The organism is Saccharopolyspora sp. 7B (assembly GCF_020177435.1).
GTDB lineage: Bacteria > Actinomycetota > Actinomycetes > Mycobacteriales > Pseudonocardiaceae > Saccharopolyspora_C > Saccharopolyspora_C gregorii.
In genome coordinates this window covers 1-12,101 of the sequence record NZ_JAIUKC010000141.1, presented here as the reverse complement: position 1 = coordinate 12,101, position 12,101 = coordinate 1, and the positions used below count along the sequence as shown (strand labels likewise).

Below are 12,101 nucleotides of genomic sequence, written 5' to 3'. Positions count from 1 at the left end.
CACCCAGCCCGGCCCCGTCGCGCGGATGTACGTCTGCGGCATCACCCCGTACGACGCCACCCACCTCGGTCACGCCGCCACCTACCTGGCGTTCGACCTGGTCCACCGCGTGTGGCTCGACAACGGCCACGAAGTGCACTACGTGCAGAACGTCACCGACATCGACGATCCGCTGCTGGAGCGGGCCGACCGCGACGGTGAGGACTGGGTCGTGCTCGGCATGCGCGAAACGGCGCTGTTCCGGGAGGACATGGCCGCGCTGCGGGTGCTGCCGCCGCAGGACTTCATCGGCGCGGTCGAGGCCATGCCGGAGATCGTGGAAGCGGTCGGCAAGCTGCTGTCCTCCGGCGCCGCCTACCGGGTCGACGACGAGTACCCGGACGTCTACTACCGGCACGACGCGACCGGCCGGTTCGGCTACGAGTCGAACTACGGCCCGGAGGACATGCTCGAGTTCTTCGCCGAGCGCGGCGGCGACCCGGACCGCGCAGGCAAGGAGCACCCGCTGGACGCGCTGCTGTGGCGGGCCGCCCGGCCCGGCGAGCCGTCCTGGGAGTCCGAGCTCGGGCCCGGCAGGCCCGGCTGGCACCTGGAGTGCTCGGTGATCGCGCTGAACCGGCTGCGGATGACCTTCGACGTGCAGGGCGGCGGCTCCGACCTCGCGTTCCCGCACCACGAGTACAGCGCCGCGCACGCCGAGGCGCTGACCGGCGAATCCCCGTTCGCGCGGCACTACTGCCACGCGGGCATGGTCGGCCTCGACGGCGAGAAGATGTCCAAGTCGAAGGGCAACCTGGTGTTCGTCTCCCGGCTGCGCGGCGACCGGGTGGACCCGATGGCGGTGCGGCTGGCGCTGCTGGACGCGCACTACCGCACGGACCGCTCCTGGACGGCGGACGCGCTCACCGCGGGCACCGCCCGGCTGGCGCGCTGGCGGGAGGCGGCGGCGCTGGCCGCGGCACCGGCCGCCGCCACGGCGATCGCCGGGCTGCGGGACCGGCTCGCCGACGACCTGGACACCGAGGGCGCGCTGCGCGCGGTCGACGCGTGGGCCGACGAAGCGCTCGCGGGCGGCGGCACCGACGCGGCCGCGCCCGGTGAGGTCCGCGCCGCGGTCGACGCGCTCCTCGGCGTGCAGCTCTGACCGGCTGATCCGAACAGCGGAACGCCCTCCGAGCCGGGCTCGGAGGGCGTTCTCGTGCGATCGGGGCGCGGCATCAGCCGGGACCGGGGCCCAGCGGCCCCTTGCCGCCCGGCCCACGCCTGCGCAGGTAGCGCTCGAACTCGGCGGCGATCGCGTCGCCGCTGGTCTCGGTGAGCTTCACCTCGGCGTCGCCGCGTTCCTCCAGGGCGCGCACGTAGTTGCGGACGTCCTCGTCCTCCTCGGCCATCTCGCTGACCGTGGTTTCCCACTCCTCGGCCTGGTCCGGGAGGTTCCCCAGCGGGACCTCCAGGTCCAGCGCGTCCTCCACCCGGTGCAGCAGCGCCAGCGTCGCCTTCGGCGACGGCGGTTGCGACACGTAGTGCGGGACCGCCGCCCAGAACGAGATCGCCGGGATGCCCGACTGCACGCACGAGTCCTGGAAGATCCCCACGATGCCCGTCGGGCCCTCGTAGGTGGAGCGCTCCAACCCGTAGCGGGTCGCCGAATCCGCGTCGTAGGCCGTGCCGGTCACCGGCACCGGGCGGGTGTGCGGCGCGTCGGCGAGCAGCGCGCCCAGCGACACCACGGTGCGCACCCCCGCGTTGTCGAGGTGCTCCAGCAGTTCCGCGCAGAACGCGTTCCAGCGCATGTTGGGCTCTATCCCGTGCACGAGCACCACGTCGTGCTCGGCGCCCGGCGGCCGGCACACCGACAGCCGCGTCGTCGGCCAGCTCACCTTCCGGGTCACGCCGTCCACCAGCTTCACCGTGGGGCGCGAGACCTGGAAGTCGTAGTACGGATCCGGGTCGATCTCGGCCAGCGGGGAGGCGTCCCAGGTGAGTTCGAGGTGCTCGATCGCGGAGCTTGCGGCATCGCCCGCATCGTTCCAACCCTCGAACCCGATCACGGCGATCGGGGCGGTCGGCCCAGCGGGTTTGCCTTCGGTCGATGTGCCTTCGGTCGAATTCCCCTCGGTCCGGTCCACCTGGTCTGCGGAGCGTGGTTCGCGATCGTTCACCGCGTCAGCCTACGACCTATCGCCGACGTGAGCGCCCGACATCCCGGAGACGATCCGAACCGGCGGGGAGGGATCGGCCACGTTCGCTGGGAGCGGCCCCCGCCGCCCTGCTGTACTGGCGGCGTGGCACTGATGAGCTTGTTGAGATCAGGGCGCGATGGCTGACGCCCGCCCCGCCGCCGTCCTGTTCGACATGGACGGCACCTTGGTCGATTCCGAGAAGCTGTGGTCGATCTCGCTGAGCGATTACGCCGTGCACCGCGGCGGCGAGCTCGGCGTCGCCACCCGCGAAGCGATGGTGGGCTCGAACATGTCCACCAGCATGCGGATGCTGCTGGCCGATCTGGGCCTGCCCGCCGATCCGGCGAACGTCGCGGACGCCGCCGACTGGGTGGAGCGGCGCAGCGCGGAGCTGTTCCGCCAGGGGTTGCCGTGGCGGCCCGGGGCCCGGGAGGCCTTGGCGCAGGTGCGCGCGCTGGGCGTCCCGTGCGCGCTGGTCACCTCCACGATCCGCTCGCTGGCGGAGATCGCGCTGGACACGCTGGGCCGGGACTCCTTCGACGTCACCGTCTGCGGCGACGAGGTCGACGGCCGCAACAAGCCCGATCCGGAGCCGTACCTGCGGGCGGCCCGGCTGCTGGACGTGGACCCGCGGCGCTGCGTGGCGGTGGAGGACTCGCCGACCGGGGTGTCGGCAGCCGTGGCCGCCGGGTGCACCGTGGTCGCCGTGCCCTGCGAGGTGCCGCTGGAGCCGGGGGAGCGGCGGGTGCTGCTGAGTTCGCTGGAGTCCTTCGACGTGCCCGCGCTGAGCGCGCTGCTGCCGGACGCGGTCGCCTGAGCGGCGGCGGGACCGCTGTCGGGGCCCGCCGCCCAGGATGCGAGGATCGAACGTCGTGAAGACCTTCGACGAGCTGTTCAACGAGCTCCAGGAACGCGCCCGCACCCGGCCGGAGGGGTCGGCGACCGTCGCCGCGCTCGACGCCGGAGTGCACGCGCAGGGCAAGAAGGTCATCGAGGAGGCGGGCGAGGTGTGGCTCGCCGCCGAGCACGAGTCCGACGAGGCGCTGGCCGAGGAGATCTCGCAGCTGCTCTACCGGCTCCAAGTGATCATGCTCGCCCGCGGGCTGTCGCCCGAGGACGTCTACCGGTACCTCTGACAGCGGAACACTCCGGGCGAATCGTCCTGTTCGTCCTCTTTGCACTGTTCCGCGCCGCCGCTCCGATGGAGGAATCCGCCTCGGCGCGACCTCGATCGTCGATCACTCGGTCATAATGGGTAGTGATCTTGAAGCGATGAGGTGGGGGTGAGGAACATGGCCGTAGTGCAGCCCGGGGAGGCGGCGCCCCAGTGGGAGATCGTGGCCGGGATGCCGTGCTGGATCGAACTGGTCACCACCGACGTGGAGCAGGCCCGCGAGTTCTACGCCGAACTGTTCGGCTGGCGGTACGAGACGCACCAGGACGACGCGGCAGGGGAGCACGTCGTCGCCTACCGCGACGGGTTCCCCGTCGCCAGCATCCGCCGCTCCGCCGGGGAACACTCCGAGTGGCGGCTGTTCCTCGCGGCGCAGGACGTCGACACCACCGCCGAGCAAGCGCTCGGCGAAGGCGCCCGGATCGTCGTGCCACCCGCCGACGTGCCCGGCATCGGCCGCAAGACCGTGCTCGTGGGGCCCTCCGACGCCGAGTTCGGGCTGCTGTCCCCCGACGACTCCTGGCAGTTCGACGTCGGCCTGCCCGGCACCCTCATGTGGGCCGAGCTCGTCACCATCAAGGCCGCCGCCGCCGACGGCTTCTTCCAGCGGCTCTTCGGCTACGAAGCCGAGCAGTTCGGCGCCGAGAACCGCTCCAACTACGCCGTCTGGTACCTCGCCGGGGAATCCGTGCTCGCGCGGGTCAGCATGATCCGCGACTACATCACCTCCGACACCCGGCCGCACTGGCTGCTCTACCTCGGGGCCGACGCCGACGAAGGCATCGACGGGCTCGTGCACCGGGCCATCGGGCTCGGCGGGCGGGTCCGCGTCGACCCCTACGGCTCCAGCATCGGCCGCGTCGCCGTGCTGCGGGACCCCACCGGGGCCCGGTTCGCGGTCGTGGACGACACCCAGGCCACCGACTGGTTCGACAGCGCGGCCAACTTCGATCCTTACGATGATTGACGGGTCATCGGCCTGCGTCGGGGTCGGGTGGCGGAACCTCAGCCGCTTCCTCGCTGCGGGATCTTTTTCACAGGTGGCTCCGCCACATGCGAAAAAGCTGTCCTCGCGAGGAAACGGCTGAGAACCCGCGGGTGGTCCTGTTGCTCAGGTGGTCGTTGGCTCAGCGGCTTCGCCGCTGACAGGACAGGGACACGACCCGCCGGGCGAGTTCAAAGACAAGTCAGCGCCCTCCTCGCTGCGGGATCGTTTTCGCACGTGGCTCCGCCACAGGCGAAAAAGCTGTCCTCGCGAGGAGGGCGGTGAGAACCCGCGGGTGGTTCCGTTGCTCTGGTGGTCGCCGCTCAGCGGGTTCGCCGCTGACAGGACACGGGGACTCTTCTGGTCAGCGGGGGGTGACCAGGAGGGTTTGGGCGGAGCGGCCGATCGGGCCGGTGCGGTCGTGGACGGTGCTGGTGGCGAGGCCGCCGCCGTCCGGGCCGAGGGTCGTCTCCGCGTCCAGGCCGACCCACTCGCCGGAGGGCTCCCGGTGCAGGTGCACCGTCAGGTCGGTGTTCGCGAACGACCACTCCGACATCCGCGCCCGGCGGGACACGCCGCTGGACGAGTCCACCACCGCGAACAACCGCTGCAACGGGCTCGGCTCCTCGTCGGCCAGCAGCGGGATCCGCTGCCGCGCCCACACCCGGGCGCGGCCGAGCTCCGCGCCGGGGCCGACGCGCCACTCCATCGCCGCCGCGTAACCGCGGTCCCAGCCGTCGATGTCCGACGCCTCCGGCCAGGACAGCGGATCGTCCAGCGTCTCGCGGGGCCCGCCCGCGACCGGCGTGCTGTCGCCGCGGACCATCCGCCACGCGCGGGCCGTCGCGCACACCCGCCCGCCCGCGGACAGCTCCGCCGACAGCAGCTGCACCGACCGGCCCGGGCGCAGCACCTCGGCGCGCACCGCCAGCTCGGCCACCGGCACCGGGCCCAGCACGTCCACGGTCACCCGGCGGATCGCCGTGCCCGGCGCGGGCTCGCAGCGCTCCAGCTCGCGCACCAGCAGCGCCGACACCGGCCCGAAGTGCTGGGCCGCGTCCGACCACGGGCCCGCGGTGTGCCCGGTGGCGCGGAAACCTCCTCCGCCCAGCCGCTCGTAGAACACGGCCCGCTCGTCCACTGCGTCCTCCTCGGCAGCCGTCCGCCCGCGGCGGAAAACGATCAGTCCGTGCGGTCCAGCACGGATTCCTGCCCCGGATCCGGTTCCGGCCAACCCGGGTAGGGCGGGGGAGTGCCGCCGAACTCCGGGCAGCGGGACTTGTGGTCGCAGTAATCGCACAGCTTGCTCGGGTTCGGGCGGAAGTCGCCGGTCTTCCCGGCGCGCAGGATGGCTTGCCAGATCGCCTCCAGCGTCCGCTCGAAGCGGCGCAGCTCCGCCTCGTCCGGCGCGTAGGCCAGCGACTGCCCGTCCGACAGGTACATCAGCAGCAGCTGCTTCGGCACCTCGCCGCGGGTGCGCCACAGCACCAGCGCGTAGAACTTCATCTGGAACATGGCCTTCGCCTCGCCGATCTGGCGAGGTGCCGCGCCGGTCTTGTAGTCGACCAGCCGGATCTCCCCGGTCGGGGCCACGTCCACCCGGTCGATGAACCCGCGCAGCAGCAGCCCCGAATCCAGCTCGGTCTCCACCCGCAGCTCGCAGGCCTCCGGTTCCAGGCGGCGCGGGTCCTCCAGCTCGAAGTACGAGTCCAGCAGGCGCGTCGCCGAACCCAGCCAGGTGCGCAGCTGCGGATCCTCCGGCCCGTCGAACAGCTCCGCCAGCTCCGGCTGCCCCGCCAGCAGGTCCTGCCAGGCCGGTTCCAGCAGGTCGCGGGCGTGCTCGGCGTCGCGCTGCTCGGCGGGCAGCGCGAACATCCGCTCCAGCACCGAATGCACCACCGTGCCGCGCACCTGCGCCCGCGTCGGCGTCTCCGGCAGCCGGTCCACCGCGCGGAAGCGGTACAGCAGCGGGCACTGCTTGAAGTCACCCGCGCGGGACGGCGACAGCGCGGGCCTGCGCCGGCCGGAGGGCAGGCTCGCCCCGTCCGACCCGCCCGCCCCGGCGAGCTCCGATCGCGTGCTGTCGCTGGTCCGGGCCGGTTCCACCATGCCCGCACCCTAGAACAGGGGTCCGACGGGATCGCGCACCCGTGGCGGATCACCTGCTCCTCACGCCGCCCGCTCTACCCTGTGGACCATGCCCGCCAACACGGCCCGCGGCCGAGCCGCTCCACCGGACAACGGCCTGCTGCTGTGCCGGGTGGTCGGGGTGCCGGTGCTGCTGTCGCCGTCCTGGTGGGTGGGGGCCGCGTTCATCGTGCTGCTCTACACCCCGCTGGTCGGCCGCATCCTGCCCGCCGCGAGCGTGTGGACCAGCGCGTTCCTCGCCGCCGGGTTCACCGTGCTGCTGGCGGCCTCGGTGCTGCTGCACGAGCTCGGGCACTGCGTGGCGGCGATGCGGCTGGGTCTGCCGGTGCGCCGGGTGCGGCTGTTCCTGCTCGGCGGCATCTCCGAGATCAGCCGCGCGCCCGCGACCCCCGCGCAGGAAGGCCTGGTGGCCGCCGCCGGGCCGGCCGTGTCGGTGGTGCTCGCGGCCGTCACGGGACTCGGCTGGTACGCGGTGGAGCCCGGCGGCGCGGTCTGGCTGCTCATCGCGCAGACCTGCGTGGCCAACCTCGCGGTGGCCGCGTTCAACCTGCTGCCCGGGCTGCCGCTGGACGGCGGGCGGATGCTGCGCTCCGCGCTGTGGGCGGTCACCGGGCGCAGGCAGCCGGGCACCACCGCGGGCGTCGTCGGCGCGGGGTTCGTCGCCGCCGGACTGCTGGTGTGGGCGCTGCTCGGGTTGCTGCAGGACGTGGACGACCAGTGGCTGCGGCTGCTGGCCTGCGTGTTCATGGTGTGGTTCGTCATCGCGGGCGCCACCGCCGAGCACGCCGCCGAGCAGCGCAGGAGCCGCCCGGTGCGGTTCTCGCTGGCCGAGCTGATGCGCCCGGTGCTGCAACTGCCCGCCGAGAGCCCCGTCGGCGACGCGCTGGTCGCCGCCGCCGGGCGCGGCGTGGTGCTGGTGCGGGCCGACGGCGTCGCGGTCGGGCTGCTCGACCAGTCCGCCGCCGAACGGCTCGCGACCCGCGCGCCCCGCGACCCCGCCGAGCACGCCGCCGAACCCGTCGGCCCGGACACCATCCTGCTGGAGGGAGAGCCGGGCGAGGCCGTGCTCGAACGGGTGCGTACCGTACTGGCCTGGCAGTTCCTCGTCATCGACACCGAAGGCAGGCCCTGCGGGGTGCTGCGCCGGGAGGACCTGCGCAGCGCGCTCCGCTCCCGCGCCCGCGAACGGTGAGCACCGGCGGGAACCGCCCGGGCCCTCTGCGACGATGGTCCGCCGTACCCGCCGGCCGCGGCCCCACCGCTCACTCCCGTGACGTCCCGCGCCCGGCGGCCCCTTGCCGAACGCGCACATGGAGGCACGAAGCACGTGAGCACCGTCAGCGGTGAGTTCCAGCCCGGCGACCGGGTCCAGCTGACCGATCCGAAGGGCAGGCACTACACCGTCGTCCTGGAGACCGGCGGCGAGTACCACACCCACCGGGGCGCGCTGGCGCACGACGACCTCATCGGCAGCCCCGAGGGCTCGGTGGTCACCTCGGCGGGCGGCACGTCGTTCCTGGCGGTGCGGCCGCTGCTGGCCGACTACGTGCTGTCGATGCCGCGCGGTGCGCAGGTCATCTACCCGAAGGACGCCGCGCAGATCCTGATGTGGGGTGACATCCGCCCCGGCGCGCGGGTCCTGGAGGCGGGGGCCGGTTCCGGCGCGCTGAGCTGCTCGCTGCTGCGCGCGGTCGGCGAGCAGGGCAGCGTCGTGTCCTACGAGGTGCGGGAGGACCACGCCGAGCACGCCGAGCGCAACGTGCGGAAGTTCTTCGGCGAGGTCCCGGAGAACTGGACCCTGCGCGTCGCCGACCTCGCCGACTACGACGAGGGCCAGGTCGACCGGGTCGTGCTGGACATGCTCTCGCCGTGGGACGTGCTGGACACCGTGTTCCAGAACCTGGTTCCGGGCGGCGTGCTGGTGGTCTACGTGGCGACCACGACGCAGCTGTCCAAGGTCACCGAGGCCATCCGCGAGCAGCAGTGCTGGACCGAGCCGCAGGCGTGGGAGACGTTGATCCGGCCGTGGCACGTGGTGGGTCTGGCGGTGCGGCCGGAGCACCGGATGGTCGCGCACACCGCGTTCCTGCTGGTCACGCGGCGGCTCGCGGACGGCGTGGCGCCGCCGCGCCCGCAGCGGCGTCCCAGCAAGGGCTGACCGGGGCGGGGGGGGGGGGGGGGGGGCCCCCCGCCGCGCCCCCCCCCCCCCCCGCCCCCGGGGGGGGGGGGGGGGCCCCCCCCCCGCCCGGGGGCGCCCGCCGGCGGCGCGCCCCCGCCGGCCCCGGGCGCCGCCCCCCGAGTCGGGCGGGGGGGGGGGGCCCCCCCCCCCCCCCGGCGCCCCCCCCCGGGCCGCCTCACTGCCCGAGCTTGCAGATCTTCCAGGCGTCGCCCTCGACGGTGAGCACGATGGTCTGGTCGACCGGCATCGTGGCGCCGCCGAGCGTGTAGTCGCCGCTGAGCTCCGCCCGCGCCCGGTCGCCCTGCGCGGTCACCTGCCCCAGCTCCACCTGGAACCGCCCGCTGGAGAGCTGCTGGAACTGCTGGTCGAGCTCGGCGCGGTTGGCCTCGCACAGCTGCGGTCCCAGCGACGCGAAGTCGCCCGCGTTGACCTTGTCGACGAGCTCCTGCGCGGCCGGCCGCGGCTCACCGGGGCCACCGCTGCCGCCGAACAGGAAGAACGCGCCGACGGCGGCCCCGGCGACGACGAGCACGCCGACCCCGCCGAGGATCCACACCAGCGGGGACCGGCCCCGCTCGGACCCGTCGTCCTCGGGCTCGGCGGGCTGCTGGGTCCAGGAGCCCGCGCCGAACTCGCCGCCCCAGTTCGGGGCGGGCGGGATCGAGCCGAACTGGTCCTGGAACTGCCCGAACTGCGGGTCGAGCCGGGCTTGGCCGAACTGCGGCTGCGGCTGGCCGAACGGGTCCGGCCCGGGAGCGGCGGGGAAGGGCTGCTGGCCCGGTTGCGCGGGGACTCCGGTGATGGGGCCCTGCGGCCAGCCCGCGTGCTGGTTCGCGTAGAACGCGGGTTGCTGCTGCGGAGGTTGCGTGCCCTGGGTCGCCGCGCCGTCCGCCTGGTTCCCGCCCGGTCCGGGCTGTTGCGGCGGATAGGTCATGGGATGTTCCTCCCCCAAGGTCTGTGCCAGGCCGCACGGAAGTGCGGTCGCCGTCTTCTCGGCGCGCGTAAGTAGACCAGAGCGTTATCCGGCGCATGTCAGGAGTAGACCTTTCCCGTGTTGCGGTCCGGGGTGTCCCTCACCGGGTGAGATGCCCGACATGAGGATCTGGCCGGAGCACGTTTCGACCGCGGGAACCGCGGGTTGTTCCAAATGATGGGAGAAGTCGGACACGCCCGTCCGCAACGACACCCGGTTGTCAGCTCACCGACACCCGGATGCCGACGTTCGGCACCGAACGCGGTGGCGGAGCGGAAAACCCGTGGTCGTGCCCCCGGTCACGGCCACGACCGAAACCGGCCGGTGCCACCGAATGGACCATGATCGTGAACGCACCGTGTTCACCGTCCACTCCCACCACGCCCGGGCGGGGCCGCCGGGGGCGTTCGAATCATGGGTATTCGCCGATTTTTGTGGCACGCTGGCGGATCCGGCGGGCAATCACGACGCCGCCGTCGTCGGTGATCGCCGGTACCGTGGTGGTACGAGCACGGGAGGAGGGTGCCGATATGCAGCACGACCGTCCCGGCAGCCGGCCTGAGGAGGGCGGCGAGCAGCAGCCCGGCGGGCAAGCCGAGCTCAACAGCCAGATTCGTCTGCTCCAAGACGAAGTGGCGTTGCTGCGCCGAAAGCTCAACGAGTCCCCCCAACAGGCCCGGTTGCTGGAGAAGCGGCTGGCCGAGGCATCCGAGCGGGTGAGCCAGCTCACCGAACGGAACGCCAAACTCACCGAGACCCTGAAGGAAGCGCGCGGCCAGCTCACGGCCCTGCGCGAGGAGGTCGACCGCCTCGCCCAGCCCCCCAGCGGATACGGGACGTTCCTGTGCCGCTACGAGGACGGCACGGTCGACGTGTTCACCTCCGGCCGCAAGATGCGGGTCGCCGTCTCGCCCAACGTCGAGCTCGACGAGCTCGGGCTCGGGCAGTCCGTCCGGCTCAACGAGGCGCTGACCGTCGTGGAAGCGGGCGCCTTCGAGCAGATCGGCGAGGTGTGCACCTTCCGGGAGATCCTGCCCCCGAGCCTCACCGACACCGCGGGCACCCACCGCGCGCTGGTGCTCGGCCACACCGACGAGGAGCGCGTCGTGTGGTTGACCGATCCGCTGGTGGAGGCCGGGCTCAAGTCCGGTGACTCCGTGCTCGTCGACAGCAAGGCGGGCTACGCCTACGACACGGTGCCGAAGGCCGAGGTCGAGGACCTCGTGCTCGAAGAGGTCCCGGACGTGGGGTACCTGGACATCGGCGGTCTGGGCAGCCAGATCGAGCAGATCCGGGACGCCGTGGAGCTGCCGTTCCTGCACTCCGACCTCTACGTGCAGTACCAGCTGCAACCGCCGAAGGGCGTGCTGCTCTACGGCCCGCCCGGCTGCGGGAAGACGCTCATCGCGAAGGCGGTGGCGAACTCGCTGGCCAAGAAGGTCGCCGCGGCGCGCGGGGACGACGACGGGCAGGCGAAGTCCTACTTCCTGAACATCAAGGGTCCCGAGCTGCTGAACAAGTTCGTGGGCGAGACCGAACGGCACATCCGGCTCATCTTCCAGCGCGCCAGGGAGAAGGCCTCCGAGGGCACTCCGGTCATCGTGTTCTTCGACGAGATGGATTCGATCTTCCGCACCCGCGGCAGCGGCGTGTCCTCCGACGTGGAGACCACGATCGTGCCGCAGCTGCTCTCGGAGATCGACGGCGTCGAGGGCCTGGAGAACGTCATCGTCATCGGCGCCTCCAACCGCGAGGACATGATCGACCCGGCGATCCTGCGACCCGGCAGGCTCGACGTGAAGATCAAGATCGAGCGGCCGGACGCCGAGTCGGCCAAGGACATCTTCTCCAAGTACCTCACCGACGCGCTGCCGGTCCACGAGGAGGACCTGCGCGAGTTCGGCGGGGACAAGGCCGCCTGCATCGACGCGATGATCCAGACGACCGTCGAGCGGATGTACGCCGAGACCGACGAGAACCGGTTCCTGGAGGTCACCTACGCCAACGGGGACAAGGAAGTCCTGTACTTCAAGGACTTCAACTCCGGCGCGATGATCCAGAACATCGTGGACCGGTCCAAGAAGGCCGCGATCAAGTCGGTGCTCGACACCGGGCAACCGGGCCTGCGGGTGCAGCACCTGCAGGACGCGATCATCGACGAGTTCGCCGAGAACGAGGACCTGCCCAACACGACCAACCCGGACGACTGGGCGCGGATCTCGGGCAAGAAGGGCGAGCGGATCGTCTACATCCGGACCCTGGTCAGCGGCAAGAACCAGGAATCCGGCCGGGCGATCGACACGGCCACCAACACCGGCCAGTACCTGTGAGCTAGCACGGGAAGCGGGGGCCCCCCCCCCCCCCCCGGGGGCGGCGGCGCGATGTTGAGGGCGGGGTGACGCCCCCGCGGCGGGGGGGGCGGGGGCGGCGCCCCCCCCCCCCGCGGGGGGTGGGAAAGA

11 protein-coding genes are annotated in these 12,101 nt (G+C 72.5%); 7 read left to right on the top strand and 4 right to left on the bottom strand.

Annotated features, from left to right (window positions below; translation table 11 throughout):
• Window positions 1–1,144: cysteine--1-D-myo-inosityl 2-amino-2-deoxy-alpha-D-glucopyranoside ligase (mshC, locus tag LCD33_RS21515; protein ID WP_224978207.1), on the top strand; the 1,144-nt coding region annotated here is incomplete at its 5' end.
• 73 nt (window positions 1,145–1,217) lie between these two features.
• Here the strand turns inward: mshC and LCD33_RS21510 are convergent.
• A complete protein-coding gene (locus LCD33_RS21510) occupies window positions 1,218–2,057 on the bottom strand; it encodes a PAC2 family protein (RefSeq protein WP_224960103.1) in 840 nt (279 codons plus the stop codon).
• A 262-nt stretch (window positions 2,058–2,319) separates the two neighbouring features.
• Here LCD33_RS21510 and LCD33_RS21505 point away from each other — a divergent pair, with 262 nt between their 5' ends.
• From LCD33_RS21505 to LCD33_RS21495, 3 genes are all read left to right on the top strand, one after another.
• Window positions 2,320–3,000 carry an HAD family phosphatase gene (locus tag LCD33_RS21505; protein ID WP_224960091.1) on the top strand — a complete coding sequence of 227 codons (681 nt, stop codon included), beginning with the start codon at window positions 2,320–2,322 and terminating at the stop codon, window positions 2,998–3,000.
• A 55-nt stretch (window positions 3,001–3,055) separates the two neighbouring features.
• The gene (locus LCD33_RS21500) at window positions 3,056–3,319 is read left to right on the top strand and encodes a phosphoribosyl-ATP diphosphatase (RefSeq protein ID WP_224960093.1); all 264 of its coding nucleotides are present in this window, start codon (window positions 3,056–3,058) and stop codon (window positions 3,317–3,319) included.
• Window positions 3,320–3,475: 156 nt separating this feature from the next.
• Complete coding sequence (locus LCD33_RS21495; protein ID WP_224978206.1) at window positions 3,476–4,324, top strand: VOC family protein; 849 nt, start codon at window positions 3,476–3,478, stop codon at window positions 4,322–4,324.
• A gap of 382 nt (window positions 4,325–4,706) precedes the next feature.
• Here LCD33_RS21495 and LCD33_RS21490 read toward each other — a convergent pair whose 3' ends face one another.
• Window positions 4,707–5,483 carry a thioesterase family protein gene (locus LCD33_RS21490; RefSeq protein WP_224978205.1) on the bottom strand — a complete coding sequence of 259 codons (777 nt, stop codon included), beginning with the start codon at window positions 5,481–5,483 and terminating at the stop codon, window positions 4,707–4,709.
• A 41-nt stretch (window positions 5,484–5,524) separates the two neighbouring features.
• Window positions 5,525–6,451, bottom strand: coding sequence for a RecB family exonuclease (locus LCD33_RS21485; RefSeq protein ID WP_224960098.1), 927 nt, complete (start codon window positions 6,449–6,451; stop codon window positions 5,525–5,527).
• A gap of 88 nt (window positions 6,452–6,539) precedes the next feature.
• On the opposite strand from LCD33_RS21485, the gene LCD33_RS21480 reads away from it, so the two are divergent.
• Both LCD33_RS21480 and LCD33_RS21475 read left to right on the top strand, forming a co-directional pair.
• The gene (locus tag LCD33_RS21480) at window positions 6,540–7,682 is read left to right on the top strand and encodes a site-2 protease family protein (protein WP_224960099.1); all 1,143 of its coding nucleotides are present in this window, start codon (window positions 6,540–6,542) and stop codon (window positions 7,680–7,682) included.
• 135 nt (window positions 7,683–7,817) lie between these two features.
• Entirely contained in the window at window positions 7,818–8,648 is an 831-nt protein-coding gene (locus tag LCD33_RS21475) for a tRNA (adenine-N1)-methyltransferase (RefSeq protein ID WP_224978204.1), read from the top strand.
• A gap of 196 nt (window positions 8,649–8,844) precedes the next feature.
• Here LCD33_RS21475 and LCD33_RS21470 read toward each other — a convergent pair whose 3' ends face one another.
• On the bottom strand, window positions 8,845–9,603 hold the full coding sequence (locus LCD33_RS21470; RefSeq protein WP_224968682.1) for a hypothetical protein: 759 nt from the start codon (window positions 9,601–9,603) through the stop codon (window positions 8,845–8,847).
• 569 nt (window positions 9,604–10,172) lie between these two features.
• Between LCD33_RS21470 and arc the strand changes: the two genes are divergently transcribed.
• Window positions 10,173–11,972, top strand: a complete 1,800-nt coding sequence (arc, locus tag LCD33_RS21465) for a proteasome ATPase (RefSeq protein WP_224960102.1) — start codon at window positions 10,173–10,175, stop codon at window positions 11,970–11,972.
• Window positions 11,973–12,101: the final 129 nt, after the last annotated feature.